This window comes from Pseudodesulfovibrio portus (assembly GCF_026000375.1).
In the GTDB taxonomy this organism is placed as follows: Bacteria; Desulfobacterota; Desulfovibrionia; order Desulfovibrionales; family Desulfovibrionaceae; genus Pseudodesulfovibrio; species Pseudodesulfovibrio portus.
In genome coordinates, this window is record NZ_AP026708.1 from 3126758 (window position 1) to 3144531 (window position 17774).

Here is a 17774-nt window from a genome sequence, read left to right on the forward strand (position 1 = left end):
GGCGGAGGCGGTTCAGTCCCTGTTCCAGAGACCGCGAAGAATGGCCCATCTGGGCTTGTCGTCCTGGAGCTTCGCCTCCACCAGAGCCAACGGCTCGTCCTCGGGATCGAGCAGCATGGCCCGGTCGCCGAGTTTCCCGGCCAGCAGTTCGCCGGGCTGGGAATTGACCGGCAGCCAGGCCCCGTTCGTAACGAGTCCGGCCAGCGGTTCGGTCAGCCGATATCTCGGCCAGTGGGGCAGGGTGTCCTTTAGGGGGATCACCTTTTCCGGAAATGTTTCCGGATTCTCCAGGACGTCTTCGAGGTCGTGAGCCTGGGCGAGCGTAAACGGCTCGCTCGACTCCCGGACCAGGCTGGTCAGTGTCGCGCCGCACCCCATTCGAATCCCCAAGCTGTGGACCAGGGATCGTATGTAGGTTCCGGCGGAGCAACTGACCCTGAAGGATGCCTCGGGCATCCGCACGTCCAGCGTTTCCACATGAGAAATAACAATGGGCTTGATTTTGACCGGTGTTTCCTTGCCCTCGCGGGCCAGGGCGTACAACGGCTTGCCCTCGTGTTTGGCAGCGGAATAGGCAGGAACTTCCTGCTCTGTCAACTCTTTCCAATGATAAACTTCGCGTTCGACATCGTCAACGGTCGCCTCGACCGGGGCTTCTTTGACCACTTCCCCTTGAATATCAAGGGTATCGGTAGTGATTCCGAGCCGGAACGTGCCGGAATAGGTCTTGGTGCCGCCGGACAGGTACGGCGCAAGTTTGGTGCCGTGGCCGAGGAGCACCAGGAGCACTCCCGTGGCCATGGGATCGAGGGTGCCGCCGTGGCCGATCTTGTACTGCTTGAGCTGATGCTTGATGTCGTTCAGGCAGGCGGCGGATGTGGGGCCGGACGGCTTGTTCAGGATGAGCAGCCCGTCACGCTGTTCCGGGCTGCGCTTGTTTCGCTTGCGACCCATCTATGCGATCCCCAGGCTTTCGCCGATGGCGGTGATGAGCATGTCGCGGGCTTCCTGCAGCGGAGCGGCAATGGTCCCGCCCGCGGCGTTTCGGTGGCCGCCGCCGCCGAATCTCGCGGCAATGGCCTGGACGTTGTCGTCGCCGTAGGAGCGCAGGGAGAATTTGTACAGGTCCGTTCCTTCCTCGCGCAGGATGGCGGCCACGCGCACGGCCTTGAGGCGGCGCACGAAATTGATGATGTTCTCGGTGTCTTCGGAGGTGGTGCCGGTGCGGGCGAACATCTCCCTGGTCACGGCGGTGGTGGCCACCAGTCCGTCGAGGTGGAGTTCCACGTTGCCCATGGTCTCGGTCCACAGCCGCATGCGCTCCTCGCTCCATTGTTTGGTGATGAGCATGTTCAGGCGGGCGATGTCCAGTCCGTCGCGCAGCATCTGCGCGGTCAGTTCCAGGGACTCGGGCGTGGTGTTGCCGTAAGTGAAGAAACCGGTGTCCGTGGACACGGCCAGGTAGATGTTCTCGGCCAGGGGACCGGTCACCGGGACGTTCAGCTCGGCGGCCAGGGCCGCGACCATGGTGCCCACGGCGGGTTGGGACGGGTCCACCCAGTTCACTTCGCCGAATTCGTCGTTGCCCAGGTGGTGGTCGATGTTGATGACCAAGGTCTCGTCCAGGCGGCCCATGAGATCGTCGCCCATGCGCGGGCCTGCGCCGCAGTCCATGACGATGGTCCAGGCGGGCAGCTCGGACGGCAGCTCGGTCCCTATGGGGGCGGGCTGGTCGGCAAAGGCGTACCGTTCGGGCAGGCCGGACGGGTTGTACAGGGTGAACTGCTTGCCGAGCGCGGCCAGGATGTGTCCCATGGCGCAGATGGAGCCGATGGCGTCGCCGTCCGGGTTGGCGTGCGAGGTCACCAGGAAGGCGTCGTTTTCCCGGATGATGTCGCTAATCCGTTTGCGTGGATTTTCCATAGACCACATCCTCGAGAAAATCGTCGAAAACGAACCGCAACTCCGGGGTGAACTGGAGCTTGAGGTTTCTTCCCAGCCGGGACCGGAGGAAGCCGGTGGCTTTTTCCAGGCCCGTCTGGACCTCTTTGCGGTGCTCTTCGTCGCCGGACACGGTGTAGAAAATCTCCGCGATACGCAGGTTGGCGTTCATGCGCACTCCGCTCAGGGTGACGAGCTGCAGCCGGGGATCGGCGGCCTCTTCCACCAGCAGGGTGCCGACTTCGCGCATGATCTGGTCGCCCATGCGTACGGCGCGGCGGGAGCTTGAAGCTTTCATATGTCTGTCCTTACTCGGTATCCGAAAAAATTTCAGTATTGCACCTGGTCAGCTCCGCTGGGGAGATGGCCTCGATCATGGCCAGGGCCTTGGCCAGCCTGCTTTCCACCCTGGTGGTCTCGTTGGCGGTGGTGACCACCCCCAGCACCAGCTTGTCATGGACGTCCATGGCCTCGATCTCGGCAACGGCCACATTGAACTTGTTGCGCAGCTTCTGCTTCAGGCTGAGCGCCACCTTGCGCTTGCCCTTGAGGGAGCGGTTGCCGTGCAGCCTGAATTCCAGGGTGAGTACGCCGATGATCATATCGTCATAAATAAACACGGGCGGCCCATTGTACATGGGCCGCCCGCGATTTGATATCCATTATTTAGTCAATGGTACGGGCAATTTCCTTGGTGTCGAAGGCCTCGATGATGTCTCCGGCCTTGATGTCGTTGAACTTTTCGAGACCGATGCCGCACTCAAAGCCCTTGGTGACTTCGCGGGCGTCGTCCTTCTCGCGCTTGAGCGAGGAGACCTGACCGGTGTAGATGACCACGCCGTCGCGGAGCAGGCGGGCCTTGCAGCCGCGGGTGATCTTGCCGTCCGGGACGTAACAACCGGCGATGATGCCGATCTTGGGCACGGAGAAGGTCTGCCGTACTTCGGCCTGGCCGAGGTAGACTTCCTCGATGTCCGGGGTGAGCATGCCGGACATGGCGTCCTTCACTTCCTGCACCAGCTTGTAGATGATGTCGTAGAAGCGGACTTCCACGCCTTCCTGTTCGGCGATTTCCTTGACCTTCAGGTTCGGGCGGACGTTGAAGCCGATGATGACGGCTTCGGACGCGCTGGCCAGCAGGATGTCGGATTCGGTGATGGCACCGGCACCGCCGTGGACCACGCTGATCTTGACCTCGTCCGTGGACAGCTTGTTCAGCGCCTCGGTGACGGCCTCCAAAGAGCCCTGCACGTCGGCCTTGAGCACCAGGTTCAGGGTCTGGGCCTCGTCGTTCGGCTTGGATGCCAGGAAGGACTCCAGGGTGACCTTGGACTTGGAGGACAGGATCTTCTCGCGCTGCTTCATGGCGCGGCTGTTGGCGATGCGGCGGGCGACCTTCTCGTCGTCCACGACAAACAGCTCGTCACCGGCTTCGGGCAGGCCGTCAAAGCCCTGGATTTCCACGGGCATGGCCGGTCCGGCCGTTTTGAGCTTCTTGCCCTGGTCGTTGAACATGGCCCGGACCTTGCCGAAATGAACGCCGGACACGAAGGAGTCGCCCTGGTTGATGGTGCCTTCGGAGATGAGCATGGTGCCCACCGGGCCGCGGCCCTTGTCCAGGCGCGCTTCGACAATGTGTCCGCGTGCGTGCTTGTCCGGGTTGGCCTTGAGCTCCATGACCTCGGCCTGGAGCAGGACCATTTCAAGCAGCTCGTCGATGCCTTCTTTCTGCTTGGCGGAAACGTGGGCGAAGATGGTGTCGCCGCCCCAGTCTTCGGGGGACAGGCCCAGCTCGGCCAGTTCGCGCTTGACGTTGTCCGGGTTGGCCCCTTCCTTGTCCATCTTGTTGACGGCCACCACGATGGGCACGCCGGCAGCCTTGGAGTGGGAGATGGCCTCGCGGGTCTGGTCCATGACGCCGTCGTCGGCGGCGACAACGAGGATGACGATGTCCGTCACCTGAGCGCCGCGCATGCGCATGGTCGTGAACGCTTCGTGGCCCGGAGTATCCAGGAACACGACTTCGCCGCGATTGGTCTGCACGTGGTAGGCGCCGATGTGCTGGGTGATGCCGCCGGCTTCGCCGTCGGTGACGTTCGACAGGCGGATGGCGTCCAACAGCGAGGTCTTGCCGTGGTCGACGTGGCCCATGATGGTCACCACGGGCGGACGCGGCTTGAGATCCTCGTCCTTGTCGGCCTCCACCGGAATCAGGAATTCCTGTTCGTCGAAGGAGACGTTTTCCACGTCGTAGCCGAACTCGGTGGCGAGCAGGGAGGCGGTGTCGAAGTCCAGCGACTGGTTGATGGTGGCCATGACGCCCATGCCGAACAGGGCCTTGATGAGGTCCTGGGCCTTGACGCCCATCTGGTGGGCCATGTCGGCCAGTCGGATGGCCTCGTCGAATTTGATTTTACGCTTGGCTGCCTTCATGGGCTGGGCCTGCATGGCCTCCTGCTGCACGGAGCCTCTGCGGCCTTTCTTCTTGCGGCCCTTGCCTCCCCTCGGGAAGGGATCATTGAAATGACGGGTCTCGTCCTTGCGACCGGCAGTGCCGAATTCCACCACGCGGCGGTCCTTCTTGCCCTTTTTCTTCTTGCTGCGGCCATCGGGGAGGGCCGGATCGGGTGCGGGGGCTCCCGGACGGGGTCCGCCGGGACGGGCTGCGCCGGGGGCACCGCCGGGACGGGGGCCGCCGGGACGGCCTCCAGCGGGGCGGCCGCGACCGGCGGGACGGCGCTCGGGCTGTGCCATCTTGGCGGCTTCCCGGGCCTGGACCTCCTCCTGCGTGGGCATGGAGATGATCTTGACCTTGGGAGCTTCGAGCTCTTTCTTTTTCTTCTTCTTTTTGGCCTTGGCAGGCTGCTTCTCTTCGGCCTTGGGCTCTTCGGCCTGTTCCTCCGCGACGGCAGCGGCGGGTTCTTCTTCGGCTTTGGGAGCTTCTTCGGCTTCTGCGGGTTCGGCAGCTTCGGTGGCTTCGGGCGCGGGTTCGGGGGCGGCCTCTTCAGCCACGGCTTCCTGGACCGGAGCTTCGGGAGCTTCGGCCTCTGCCTCGGGTTCTTCGGTCTTCACCTCGGCGACAGCGGGCTCAATGATCTTGACCTTGGGCTTGGTCGTCTTGGCCGCCTTCTTTTTGGCGGTCTTTTTCTTCTCCGGCTCCACGGTTTCGGGAGCGGCCTCTTCGGCCACGGGAGTTTCTTCGGTCGGCACCGGAATCTCAACCGGCTCTTCGACCGTTTCCACGGCTTCGGGAGCGGCTTCTTCCTGGGCCGGTTTGGATTTGACGCGGCGGCGTCGGATGACAACGCCCTTTTCGCCCACGCGGCGGACTTCCCGTTTCCGGGTGCCGCCTTTCTTCATTTCCGCCTTGAGGCGCTCCACATCTTCGTCTTCCACGACGGTCTTCTGGCTTTTCGCCTGAACGCCGATTTCACGAAGCTGCTGAATGATCTCCTTGTTGCTGAGCTTGAACTCGGCAGCCAAGTCTTCTACCCGAACCTTTGCCGTCATTGAATCACCTCTCGCGTTTTTTCATCAGGCCCTTGACCATTTTCGGGAATCGCTCCCGGCATCGGGCCTGGCCGCATACGTAATATCCGCGCCCCGGCATCGTCTTGTCCGGGTCGTGGACGGGAATCGTGTCCCGTCCATCTGCGCTTGCCGTTGGCACGTACCGCTCAAGCTCTTCCTTGGGGAAGCGTTGGCGGCAGGCGACGCACATGCGTACAGGGGAGTCTTTTTCTTCCCGTCCGGTCATGCGTCGCCGTGCTCCGGCTGTTATTCAGTCTCCTCGCCTTCGGCGGGAGTTTCGGTATCGTCCGTTTCCGGGGCGTCTTCGACAGCTTCAGCAGTCTTTTCCGTCTCGGCATCGGTTGCTTCTTCTTCGACCGTCACGTCCTCGGTCTCCACTTCTTCGGCGGAGTCCTCTTCCGTGTCGGAACCGAGATCAAGCATGTTGATGGCCATCCTGATCTCGCTGATCTTGGACTCGTCCAGGCCGTTCACTTCCAGCAGTTCCTCGTCCGTTGCCTGGACGATGGCGTCCACGGTTTCGAACCCGGCGTTGATGAAGGCGTTCATGTCGATTTCGGCCACGGACGCGATCTGGTCCATGCCCTTGCGGCCCGCGTTCATCTCGCCGTAGCGGGATTCGGTGAAGATGTCGATCTTCCAGCCGAGCAGCTTGGCGGCCAGTTTGACGTTCTGGCCCTTCCGGCCGATGGCCAGGGTGAGCTGATCGTCGGGGCAGACCACTTCCAATGCCTCGTCCTCGTCGTCCACGGTGATCCGGGTGATCATGGCCGGGGACAGGGCGTGCTGGGCGTACATGGCGATGTCCGGGGACCAGACCACGATGTCGATGCGTTCGCCCTTGAGTTCCTGGACCACGTTCTGGATGCGGGAGCCGCGGATGCCGACACAGGCGCCCACGGGATCGACGTCGCGGTCGCGGGACATGACGGCCACCTTGGCGCGCAGTCCGGGATCGCGGGCCACGCCCATGATCTTGACCGTGCCGTCGGCCACTTCGGGCACCTCGCGCTTGAACAGCTCCACCATGTAATCGGGGTGGGAGCGGGACACGATGACCTGCGGGCCGCGGGACTCCTTCAATACATCAATGATGAACGCCTGGACGCGGTCGCCGCGCTTGTAGCGCTCGCGGGGAATCTGCTCGTCCTTGGGCAGCAGGGCCTCGGTGCGGCCGAGGTTGATGATCCAGCCGGTGCGGTCGCGGCGCTGGATGATGCCGCTGGCGATCTCGGACACGCGGTCCTTGTATTCTTCGAAAATGATTTCCTGCTCGGCATCGCGCATGCGCTGGATGATGACCTGCTTGGCACTCTGTGCAGCGATGCGGCCCAGGTCCTCCACCTTGAGCGGGAAGCCCATCTCATCGTCCAACCGGGCGTTGGGATCGTGGGCCGTGGCGTCCTCAAGCGAAATCTCGCTGATGGGATCATGCACCTCTTCCACGACCACCTTGAACTCGAAGACCTCGATCTCGCCGAGCTCTTCGTTGAAGGCCACTTCGATGTCCATGGTCTCGCCGTATTTGCGGGCCACGGCCGAACGGACGGCCTCTTCAAGGGTGTCGATCAGGAGGTCGCGGTCAATGCCCCTGTCCTTGCTGATCTGGTCGATGGCTTTTTTCAGCTCCGACATGTGTTTTCCTCCGCTTGTGCCGGGAGTATCACCCGGCTGATAGTCGCTTCTCGCTAAAATTCGTGGACCAGGGTGGCTTTCTTCACGGAAAGCCAGTCAAAGTCCATGGTATCGTCTTCGAGGGCCAGGGTGAAGGTGTCGCCGTCGACGCCCTTGAGTTCTCCCTTGAATTTCTTCCGCTCGCCCACGGGTTCGTTCAGGACCACCTCGACGATGCGGCCGACGTATGCTGCCATCTGTTCGGGCCGGAAGAAGGGCCGCTCCAGGCCGGGCGAGGAGACTTCCAGGGTAAAGGCACCGGGAATGACGTCCTCCACCTCGAGCATCAATCCTACCTGTCGGCTGACCTGAGCGCATTGGTCGATGGTCACGCCGCCTTCATGGTCGATGTAGATGCGGACAACGCGTTTCTTGCCGGAAGCGGGCGACGAGAGGCCCCAGAAAACGTACCCGAGGTTTTCCACCTCGGGACGGATTATGTCCGACAGCATTTCTTCGAATGTCTGGCGCATTGCCGTAAACTCCTGCGGCCGCCCGGGCGGCTTTTGCCAATAAAAAAGGTGAGCCCGAGCTCACCTGCGCGAACCCCGCAAGGTCGATCAAAGCACACCTTGCGAAAGGCGTTGGAGCGGGTGACGGGGGTCGAACCCGCGACACCAAGCTTGGGAAGCTTGTACTCTACCAGCTGAGCTACACCCGCTTGGAAACGAGCCTATTTATACATATATGAAATCCTTGTCAACAGGAAGCAAGGCATAAGTGCCGCCGACCGTGTTCGATAAATTGATGCGTGCACGACCGGGGGTGCCGAGCCCGGGGCGTCTGAATGTTCTTGAATGCATCACCCTCAGGCGTCGCCTAACCAGCGTCCGGCCCTGGTGTTCTCCATCCGTTTCCGTGACCGGTCCCATGGCGCATCCCAAAGTGCGGACATGAACGCGGCAATGCCCGCCCGGGATTGGCATGCATAGTGCAAATCCACCTGCGAACAGGAGGATCGCCCTATGCGGGACAGTACATACAGCGCGCTATTCGGTGCTTTATCCAATGAAATGAGGATGTCATCGATCGCCAATAATTTGGCGAACGTGAACACGTCGGCATTCAAAAAGGACAAGTTGGCCTTTCATGACGCCTTTGTTCGTTTCGCCCATGACTACCTGGTTGACGAGCGTACCAACCTGCGCGGGGACAAACTCTTTCCCGAGGCCCAGATCATGGCCAAGCCGCGCCTGGCCGCCCAGCAGACCGATTTCTCCCAGGGCAGCCTCCAGCAAACGGGAAACCAGCTCGATTTCGCATTGAGCGGCGAGGGGTTTTTCTCGGTCGAGGCCGGTGGAGAGACCCTCTACACCCGGGCCGGCAACTTTCTGGTGGACGCCACGGGCACGGTACGCACCCAGGACGGCAACACGGTCCTGGTGGAAGGCGGCCCCCTGGTGCTCACGCCCGGTGCCCGCGTCGTGGTCGACGGCACCGGCAACATTTCGGTCAACGGCGAGCTTGCCGGTTCCTTCGACGTCGTGAATTTCGACGCCCCGACCCAGTTGGAGAGGGTGGGGGCCAACAACTTCCGGGCCAAGGATGGGGCCGCTGCCGTCCCGGCCGAGGACATGACCGTGGAGCAGGGCTTCCTGGAAAAAGGCAACGTGGAGGTGGTCACCGAGATGGTGGCCATGATCGAAACACAGCGCGCTTTTACCATGTATACCAAGATGATCCAGGCTTCCGACGAGTCGGATTCGAAACTGATCACCCAGGTTGGACGTCCAACCATATAAATGAGGAGGCTTTTGCCATGATGCGTTCCCTTTGGACATCCGCCACGGGCATGATCGCCATGCAGACCCACATCGACACGCTGTCCAACAACCTGGCCAACGTGAACACCACCGGCTTCAAGAAGAGCCGGGCCGAGTTCGAGGACCTGATGTACCAGACCCTCAAGATCGCCGGTACCCAGAACGAGGCGGGCAACAGGACCCCCGTGGGCATGCAGATCGGCATGGGCGTCCGTCCCGTGACCGTGCACAAGTTTTTCACCCAGGGGGATTTCCAGAATACCGGAAACCCGCTGGACATGGCCATCGAGGGCGACGGGTTCTTTCGCGTCCAGATGAACGGTGAAGACGTCTATACCCGTGCCGGTTCGTTCAAGCTGGACAACGAGGGCACGGTGGTGACGGCCGGAGGCCATCCGCTGCAGCCCGAGTTCTCCGTGCCTGCGGAGACGGCCAGCGTGGTGATCACCGAGACCGGCAATATCGCCGCCCTGGACAAGGACGGCGTGGCCCTGGCCCAGGCAGACATCGACCTCTACCGGTTCCAGAACCCGGCCGGGCTGATCGCCACGGGCCGCAACTTCTACCGGGCCAGCGAGGCCTCCGGCGCAGCGGTCGCAGGCACTCCGGGCGACGACAACTACGGCACCATCGCCCAGGGATTCCTGGAAGGGTCCAACGTGGAGATGGTGGACGAAATGGTCGGCCTGATCGTGGGCCAGAGGGCCTTCGAGATCAATTCCAAGGCAATAACAACGTCTGACGGCATGCTGCAGACGGCCATCAACATCAAGCGCTAATCGGTGATTCGCCGTCGCCGGTTGCAAGGCAGGACAGAGGTCATGACGCACAGACAGGACACAAGGCTGGGGAAGACGCTTCTTTTTTGGATCGCCGGGTTGACGGTGATTCTGGCGGCGTATCTGGCCATGCCCGTGCTGGCGTCGGCCGCATCCGGGAACGGATGGCGGGCCATTGTCAAAAGCGAGGCCTGCGTCAAGGGGCCGATAGTGCTCCTCGGCGAGATCGCCGATCCCGTGAATGATCTGGCCCGGAATCAGTGGAAGACGCTTTCGCAGATCAAGCTGTGGGAGGCGTCGACGCGGGTCGGGCGGCCGGTGACCATTGACCGGGACAAGCTCAGGAAAGTGCTCAAGTACTATCTCGGGGACATGGCGGGCAACCTGGTGCTGCCCAGTCAGATGGCCGTGCAGACGGGGGGACGGGTCATTTCCGGCGAGGAATTGAAGGCCCGCGTCGTCGCATTTTTGACGCCGCGCGCAAAGGCGCTGGGCGGCGAGGTGGAATTCAAGAACCTCCAGTTGCCCATGCACATCTTTTTCCCGAACACCTATGACAAGCTGTCCATCCGTGCGGACCAGGATCTCAAGCCCGGTCACAATCAGATCAAACTGTACGGCGTGACGCCCGACGACCGGATTCTTTCCCGCCGGGCCGGATCCGTGTTCCTCAACGTCTGGAAGGCCGTTCCCGTGGCCGCCAAGCCGCTCAACCGCTATGAGCGGGTGAGCAGGGACAACGTCACCTTCCGGCGCGTGAACCTGGCCCACAAGTCCGAGGTCTGGGACGGCACGGGCGGACCGTGGCGCATGGTCCGGACCCTCGGGCGCGGACAGGTCTTCACCATGTCCCACCTGGAGCCGGTGCCGCTCATCGAAAAGGGCGAGACCGTCTATCTCAAGTACATCGGCAACAATGTGCAGTTGACCATCAAGGCCAAGGCGCAGGGCGAGGCGGGCATGGGCCAGGAAGTGGCGGTGATGAACATGCAGAGCAAAAAGACGATAATGGCTACCGTGATCAGCGACGACACGGTGGTTGTCAGGTAGCCGAGGAGATTGTCATGAGCAGGTATTTTATCTTGATCGGAGCATTGGTTCTGCTGGCGGCGGGGTGCGCTCCCACTTACAAGGAGCAACCCATGCCTCCCCTGACGCCGCCGGTGTACGAGCAGGATGATCCCACTCTCAATCCGGGGTCCCTGTTCGATTCCAACCGGTCGGAGTTCCTCTATGACGACAACCGGGCCAGCCGCGTCGGCGACATCGTCCTGGTCAAGGTGGCCGAAGAGGCGAACACCAGCCTGAAGTCCGAGACCACGGCCGACAAGGAGAACACCCACAATACCGGCGTGACCGCCATGCCGACCACCGGCCTCATCGGGTCCCTCCCGCTGACGGGCCAGCTGGGCGCGAAGGTGGGGACCTCCATCCAGGCTTCCCAGTCTTCCGAGTTTTCCGGCAACGGAGAGACCAAGCAGGAATCCTCCTTCGAGGCCACCGTCGCCACCCGCATCGTCCGCCGGTTGCCCGGCAATCTGCTGCAGGTCGAGGGAGCCCGCCGCATCAGGGTCAACGCCGAAACGCAGTTCCTGGTGGTGCGCGGCCTCATTCGGCAGCGGGACATCGCCTCGGACAATTCCGTGTCTTCCGCCAAGCTGGCGGAGGCCCAGATCGAAATCTATGGCCAGGGTGTGCTGGCGGACAAGCAGAAGCCCGGCTGGCTGTCGCGTATCCTGGATAACATCTATCCCTTCTGATCAAGAGAATGAGCAAAATATGCAAAGGGGTTGAGGAGTGAGCGTCATGCAGATCAATCAGCAACGGCAACACGTGAACGCGGGCGAAATGGCCAGGACTCTTGTCCTTGCCCTGCTCCTGCTCGCGAACATCCTGTTCCTGGCGGTGGTGCTGGCCCCGTCCGACGCGGATGCCGCGCGACTGAAGGACATCGCCAGTTTCAGCGGCGTCCGCAACAACGAACTGGTCGGGTACGGCCTGGTTGTCGGCCTTGCCGGCACCGGGGACGGCACCTCGTCCACCTTCACCATGCGCTCCATGTCCAACATGCTGGAAAAGATGGGCGTCGAGACCGACCCCACCGACCTCAAACCCAAGAACGTGGCCGCGGTCATGGTCACGGCCAAGATGCCGGTGTCGGCCAAGCCCGGCTCCACCATCGACGTGACCGTCTCTTCCCTTGGCGACGCCAAGAGCCTGCTGGGCGGCATCCTGCTGATCACGCCCCTCAAGGGACTGGACGGGCGGGTGTACGCCGTGGGCCAGGGCGCCCTGACCATCGGCGGGTTCTCCGTGGCCGGTGCGGCTGCGGATGCCCAGAAGAACATCCCCACCGTGGGCCGCATCCCCAGCGGGGCCGTGGTCGAGCGGGGAGTTCCCTTCAAGTTCAACACGCAGGACTCCATGACCCTGAACCTGTCGGTCGCCGATTTCGGCACTACCATGCAGGTGGTCAACAAGATCAACGCCAGCATGGGCGGCGAGTTCGCCAGCGCCAAGGATATTTCCACCATCGACCTGCGGTTGCCCGACCGCTTCCGGGGCAACATGGTTCCGCTCATGGCCTCCCTGGAGAACCTGGACATTTCCCCGGACGGCAAGGCCCGCGTGGTGGTGGACGAGAAGACCGGCACCGTGGTGCTCGGCCAGGACGTCCGGCTGAGCAAGGTGGCCGTGGCGCACGGCAGCCTGCAGATCGTCGTTTCCGAGGATCAGGAAGTCAGCCAGCCCGGCCCGTTCTCGGACGGCGAGACCGTGGTCGTCCCCAGGACGGACATCCAGGTGACCGAAGCCAACAACCAGTTGATGCTCATGGAGGGCGCGACCCTTCAGGAGCTGGTGGACGGCCTCAACTCCATAGGCGCGTCGCCGCGCGATCTCATATCCATCATCCGGGCGCTCAAGGTGGCCGGTTCCCTGCATGCCGAAGTGGAGGTTATCTAGCATGATCGAAAGCACGGTTGATCCCCGTCTGGCCGCGCAGCAGGCCGACACGTCGGACCTGGTCCGCTTCAAGCAGAAGATGGACGGCCTCAAGGACCGGTTGACCACCGGCGAGACCAAGGAGGCCCAGCTCAAGGAGGCGTGCCAGAATTTCGAGGCGGTCTTCATCTCCAAGCTGTGGCAGCAGATGAAGCAGTCAGTCCCCAAGGAGGGGTATCTCCACTCCAAGCAGGAAGACAGCTACATGGCCATGTTCGACCGCGACTTCGCCGAGAAGATGGCCAAGGCGGGCGGCATCGGCCTGGCCGACATGATTTACGCGCAACTCAGCGAAAAGCTCAAGGAAGTGTCGAAGACCACCCTGTCGGGCGGCGTGGACATCCGACCGCTGGCGGCGCAGCCCATCCCCCTGGACAGGGGGGGCGCTCCCCTGGTCAAGGAGTCCAAGGGCATGACCCTTGAGGACTGGGGCGGCGAGGCGAGCATGGATGTTTCCAGCAGCTCCCGGATCGCCCCGGCCGTTCGTGACGTGGCCGCCGCATCGACCGGCAGCAAGGCTGCGCCGAGGCGGATGACCGATCTCGAGGTCCGGGCCCGCCTGGACTCGCTGGTCCGCAGGATCGAAGCCGAGCACCTCGGCAGCACCGTGGCCGAAGCCGACCTCGCCACCGAAGGTGACGGTTAGGACAGCCCTTTGGCATGGGAGGGGCATCGTTTGGCCGGATATTTGCAAAATTCGGTTGTGCACAATCACTCAATAAACAGCGTGGTTGGTGAATAGTTGCAATATGTCAATTGGTTAAGGTTGAAAGGGGAATGCGATGCTCCGTCTGGTAGAGGAAAATTTGGTCCGGCAGAACAAGGCTATGATGCTCATGTTTTTCCTTCTTGAGGAAGAATTTGCCCGTCTCACAAAGCTGAATCCCCAGGCCGTATCCAGAATCGAACTGTCCATCCAGGAATTGATGCGTCAGGTGGCGGCGGAGAGGATGTCTCTGCGCAACATGGTGCGTCAGGTCGAGCCTTCGGGCAAGAGGGTGCGCGATTTGTTTCCGTCCCTGGAGCCCGGCATGGTCGTGACGTTCCGGGAACTGCTGGGGCTGCTGGATCAAACCGAGCAGAAATGCGCGGTCCAGGCCTCCAAGAACGGTGAGATGGCCCGCGCCCTTTTCGAACAATCCAAGGGATTGCTCGACTTCATGCACAATCAGATCAAGCCCAAGAACACTTCCGCCTACGCCCGGTCCGGCCGGTTCGCCCAGGCTCCCAGCAACGCCAGGCTCCTGAGCGGGAGGTTGTAGATGTCATTCGGCGCCAATTCCATCCTGGACATGGGACGGTGGGCCCTGTTCGCCTCCCAGGTGCAACTGCAGGTCACCGGCGAGAACATCGCCAACGTCAATACCGAAGGGTATTCGCGCCGTTCCGTGGTCATCGAGGACGGCCCGTACATCAATTATTCCCCCGGCCAGTTGGGAACCGGCGTTCGCGCCAAGGAAGTCATCCGCCACTTCGACTCCATGGTGGAGCAGATGTACCTGCAGCAGTCCGGCCTCAGGGACAAGTGGGGCAACCTGTGGGAACAGCTCCGGGGCGTCGAGGACCTGCTCAACGAGGCCAGCGGAACCGGCATCAGCAGCTCGCTGTCGCAGTATTTTAATTCCTGGAACGAGGTTTCCCAGCGGCCCGACAACTACGGCGCCCGGCAGTCCGTGCTCAACGACACCGCCACCATGATCGCCGCCCTCAAGCAGGTGGACACCGACCTCGCCCTCATGCAGGACCGGATCAACAGCGAGGTCACCGCCCAGGTGGCCGAGGCCAATTCCCTGATGGCGGACATCGCCGCCCTGAACAAGGAAATCCAGACCCACGAGATTCCCGGCGAGAACAATACCAACGGCCTGTACGACGAACGCGACCGCAAGGTCCGCGCCCTGGGGGAACTCCTGGACGTGCGGACCATCGACAACGGCGGCGGCGATTACACCGTCATGACCACCGCCGGGCACACCCTGGTCGACGGCACCAGCCATTTCTCGCTGGAGTTCAGTGATTCCCGCAAGACCGCCGACTACCGCGACGACTCCACCTTTGCCGGCAACATATATTTCGACGGCAACGACGACTTCGAGTACACCATCGAATTCGTTGCCTCCAGCGCCGGTTCCACCATGGCGGGCCAGGTGACCTCCACGGCCAACGCGGCCCAGTTCCGGGTTTCCCTGGACGGCGGCGTGACCTGGATGACCGATGAGAACGGCGACCAGCGCCTCTTCTCGGCCAGGGCTTACGATGATCGCGTCAATGTCGAGGAATTGCAGATATGGTTCGGTTCCGAGACGAATTCCCAGGGGCTGGCCAGCGGCGATTTCGTGGCGGGGGACCGCTTCGTCATCAGCCCGCACCAGGGGTTGTACTGGGTACAGAACACCTCGCACGCCGAGGAGATCACCCCGCAGCTGCACTTCAACGGCGAGGAGAACTCGCGGCGCATCACCGGCGGCAGCCTGTCCGCGCTCATGACCTTCCGCGACAGCTACGTGGGGTCCTACCGGGCCAAGCTCGACGAGCTGGCCGAGTCCATCATCTGGGAGACCAACCGCCGCCACAGCCAGGGGGCCGGGCTTCAGGCCTTCACCTTTGTTCAAGGCACCTACGGCGTGGACTATACGGACAAGGCGCTGGCCAGCGACTCCACGGGCCTGGCATTCGGCGATCGGCTCCAGTCCGGCAGCTCCTTCATGTACGTCTACAACGAGTCCACCGGGTTGCTGGCGTCGTCCGCAGCCCTGGATTTCGACGGCAGCGGGGGAACCTTCAACCCGGCCATCCACACCCTGGAAGATGTGCGCGACGCCTTCAACCGGACCTATGCCGGGGCGGTGAGCGCCACCATCGTCAACAATAAGCTGATGTTGGACGCCGAACCCGGCTACACCTTCGCCTTTGGGACGGACACGGCGGGGTTGTACGCGGGCCTGGGCATCAACACGCTGCTCAAGGGCGAATCGCCAAGCGACATGATGATCAACGAGAAGGTGTCCGGGGACCTGGATTATCTGGCGACCGGCCACGTCAACGGGGCCGGCGAGATGAACGCGGGCGACAACACCACCGCCTTGTCCATGTACGACCTGCGCGAGGTCGACGTGACCACGCGCACGGCCATGGAGGGAACCACCACCCAGTCCATCCTGGACTACTACAACGGCATCGTGGGCAATGTCGGCTCCGACACCAGCCGGTCGGAATTCAATTACAATTTCTACAGTGCCCTGTCGCAGGATCTGGACGAGCGGCAGCAGGAAATTTCCGGTGTGAACCTCGATGAGGAGATGAGCGATCTCATCAAGTACCAGGCGTCCTATACGGCGGCGGCCAAGCTCATCACAACCGCCGACCAGATGCTGCAGACGATCTTGTCGCTCAAGTCGTAGGTGGAGGAACCATGCGCGTAACGCAACAAATGCTTTTCTCCAGGTACGTCAACAACCTGAACAAGTCGTTGACGAGCCTGATGGACCTCAACATGCAGGCCCAGACGCAGAAGCGCATCAACCGGCCCAGCGATGACCCCACGGGCATGACCCGCATCCTGGACCACCGCGACACCCTGCGTTCCCTCGAGCAGTACAAGGAGAACATCTCCACGGCCAAGGGGTGGCTCGGCAGCGCCGACGAATCCCTCATGCAGGTGTCCACCCTCCTGACCAGGGCCAAGGAACTGGCGACCCAGGCGGCCACCGGCACTCTCGATTCCGACAACCGCGAGCAGGTCAGCTACGAGCTGCGTTCCCTGTTCGAGCAGATGGTCGGGCTGGCGAACTCCAGCTTTGAAGACAAGTCGATTTTCGGGGGGCACAAGGTCGACAGCCCCGCCTACAAGCAGATCATGTGGCTGACCACGAACGACGACACCTTTGCCGCCAACGCGGACTTTGCCGTCAACGGCTCGTCCAATACCACGGTACTCGTGCAGTTCTACGACACCACCGGCGCCACTGCCGTGGGCGGCAACATGAACCTGTCCGACGCCAACCTCGGCGTCCGCTATTCCACCGACGGCGGCGACACCTGGAAGACGGACGGCTCCGTTACCTTCGTGGCCGGGCAGGGCACGTTGAACCTGCCAAGCAGCGGCACCAGCGTCACCTTCATGGCCGACACGGCCATCAAGGTCAACGACCCCAACGACGAGTCCACGGCCGACGGCACCTGGCTCTGGATTCGGCCCTCGGCCCAGTATCTCGGCGACGACGAGGACTCGCCGCCCCTGGTGGACTCCATGGGGCCGGGCGTGGGCCTGCTCTCCGCCGGCGCATCGGGCTCGTTCCTCGATTCCAACGTCACCATACGCATCGACAACGACACCGCCGTGACCATGGCCGACGACATAGAGTATTCCTACTCCATGGACGGCGGCATCAACTGGGTGACGGGCAACATCGCCCCGGCGGACACCACGTCCAACGCGGCCGTCCTGAGCGTCGCCAACGGCGGCATCCTGAGCCTGGCTTCCAACGGCTCGAATCTGATCCAGCCCGGGCAGCAGTTCGTCATCCGGCCCAGCTCGGCGGCCATCAATCTCGACGTGTCGTCCAGCGAGCAGGTCCAGGTCAACAGCGTGGGCAAGGATATTTTCGGCGGCATCTACATGGACCCGGACGCGGTTCTGGCGGCGGGAGGCTCCGTCCTGACGCTGGATTCGACGAACGGGAACCGGGCGTTCCAGTCAGGCGGTGCAGCAGGCATGGCCGTGACCATCCAGGGGCAGGACGAATACTCCAAGAACCTGTTCGAGGTCATGGGCAATCTGGTGGCCTTCACCGAAACCAACAATCAGACCGGCGTGCAGCAGGCCCTGGCCAACCTGACCGAGGCCCAGGAGCACATCCTGAACTCCATCGCCGAGATCGGCGGCCGCGAGAACCGGCTGGACGTCGGCGAAACCATTATCGACGGGCTTGTCCTCAACGAAGAGACGCTTGTCAGTTCCATCGAGGACGCGGACATTTCCGAGTTGATGACCGATCTCGCCCAACAGCAGATCATCTATGAATCCGTGCTGCGGTCCACGTCCATGATCATGCAGCTCAACCTCGGCAAGTTCATTTAGCCA

At 62.3% G+C, this 17774-nt stretch carries 17 protein-coding genes and 1 tRNA gene; 9 read left to right on the forward strand and 9 right to left on the reverse strand.

The window, feature by feature from the left end; translation table 11 throughout:
• Positions 1-12: 12 nt before the first annotated feature.
• The 9 genes from truB to OO730_RS15035 all read right to left on the reverse strand — a co-directional run bounded on the left by truB (position 13) and on the right by OO730_RS15035 (position 7807).
• Positions 13-954, reverse strand: coding sequence for a tRNA pseudouridine(55) synthase TruB (gene truB, locus OO730_RS14995; protein ID WP_264982293.1), 942 nt, complete (start codon positions 952-954; stop codon positions 13-15).
• Positions 955-1923, reverse strand: coding sequence for a DHH family phosphoesterase (locus OO730_RS15000; protein ID WP_264982294.1), 969 nt, complete (start codon positions 1921-1923; stop codon positions 955-957).
• Positions 1898-2239: a 30S ribosome-binding factor RbfA gene (gene rbfA, locus OO730_RS15005; protein WP_264982295.1), complete on the reverse strand. Its 342-nt coding sequence runs from the start codon at positions 2237-2239 to the stop codon at positions 1898-1900. The genes OO730_RS15000 and rbfA overlap by 26 nt, the downstream gene beginning before the upstream one ends.
• A 10-nt stretch (positions 2240-2249) precedes the next feature.
• Positions 2250-2543 carry a DUF503 domain-containing protein gene (locus OO730_RS15010; RefSeq protein ID WP_264984175.1) on the reverse strand — a complete coding sequence of 98 codons (294 nt, stop codon included), beginning with the start codon at positions 2541-2543 and terminating at the stop codon, positions 2250-2252.
• Between the two features lie 64 nt (positions 2544-2607).
• A complete protein-coding gene (gene infB, locus OO730_RS15015; RefSeq protein ID WP_264982296.1) occupies positions 2608-5451 on the reverse strand; it encodes a translation initiation factor IF-2 in 2844 nt (947 codons plus the stop codon).
• A gap of 4 nt (positions 5452-5455) precedes the next feature.
• Positions 5456-5698: a YlxR family protein gene (locus OO730_RS15020; protein ID WP_264982297.1), complete on the reverse strand. Its 243-nt coding sequence runs from the start codon at positions 5696-5698 to the stop codon at positions 5456-5458.
• 20 nt (positions 5699-5718) lie between these two features.
• Entirely contained in the window at positions 5719-7107 is a 1389-nt protein-coding gene (gene nusA / locus OO730_RS15025; RefSeq protein WP_264982298.1) for a transcription termination factor NusA, read from the reverse strand.
• A 53-nt stretch (positions 7108-7160) separates the two neighbouring features.
• Positions 7161-7619: a ribosome maturation factor RimP gene (locus tag OO730_RS15030; protein ID WP_264982299.1), complete on the reverse strand. Its 459-nt coding sequence runs from the start codon at positions 7617-7619 to the stop codon at positions 7161-7163.
• A gap of 112 nt (positions 7620-7731) precedes the next feature.
• Positions 7732-7807 (reverse strand) — tRNA-Gly (locus tag OO730_RS15035).
• Positions 7808-8111: 304 nt separating this feature from the next.
• Here OO730_RS15035 and flgF point away from each other — a divergent pair.
• From flgF to flgL, 9 genes are all read left to right on the forward strand, one after another.
• Complete coding sequence (gene flgF / locus OO730_RS15040) at positions 8112-8888, forward strand: flagellar basal-body rod protein FlgF (RefSeq protein ID WP_264982301.1); 777 nt, start codon at positions 8112-8114, stop codon at positions 8886-8888.
• Between the two features lie 17 nt (positions 8889-8905).
• Complete coding sequence (gene flgG / locus OO730_RS15045; RefSeq protein WP_264982302.1) at positions 8906-9688, forward strand: flagellar basal-body rod protein FlgG; 783 nt, start codon at positions 8906-8908, stop codon at positions 9686-9688.
• A gap of 42 nt (positions 9689-9730) precedes the next feature.
• A complete protein-coding gene (gene flgA / locus OO730_RS15050; RefSeq protein ID WP_264982303.1) occupies positions 9731-10738 on the forward strand; it encodes a flagellar basal body P-ring formation chaperone FlgA in 1008 nt (335 codons plus the stop codon).
• Positions 10739-10752: 14 nt separating this feature from the next.
• Positions 10753-11448, forward strand: coding sequence for a flagellar basal body L-ring protein FlgH (locus tag OO730_RS15055; RefSeq protein WP_264982304.1), 696 nt, complete (start codon positions 10753-10755; stop codon positions 11446-11448).
• A gap of 88 nt (positions 11449-11536) precedes the next feature.
• Positions 11537-12652 (forward strand): flagellar basal body P-ring protein FlgI, encoded by a 1116-nt coding sequence (locus OO730_RS15060; RefSeq protein WP_264984176.1) that lies wholly within the window; start codon positions 11537-11539, stop codon positions 12650-12652.
• Between the two features lies 1 nt (position 12653).
• The gene (locus tag OO730_RS15065; RefSeq protein WP_264982305.1) at positions 12654-13337 is read left to right on the forward strand and encodes a rod-binding protein; all 684 of its coding nucleotides are present in this window, start codon (positions 12654-12656) and stop codon (positions 13335-13337) included.
• A 136-nt stretch (positions 13338-13473) separates the two neighbouring features.
• Complete coding sequence (locus OO730_RS15070) at positions 13474-13953, forward strand: flagellar protein FlgN (protein WP_264982306.1); 480 nt, start codon at positions 13474-13476, stop codon at positions 13951-13953.
• On the forward strand, positions 13954-16092 hold the full coding sequence (gene flgK, locus OO730_RS15075; protein WP_264982307.1) for a flagellar hook-associated protein FlgK: 2139 nt from the start codon (positions 13954-13956) through the stop codon (positions 16090-16092).
• An 11-nt stretch (positions 16093-16103) separates the two neighbouring features.
• Entirely contained in the window at positions 16104-17771 is a 1668-nt protein-coding gene (flgL, locus tag OO730_RS15080) for a flagellar hook-associated protein FlgL (RefSeq protein ID WP_264982308.1), read from the forward strand.
• Positions 17772-17774 lie beyond the last annotated feature (3 nt).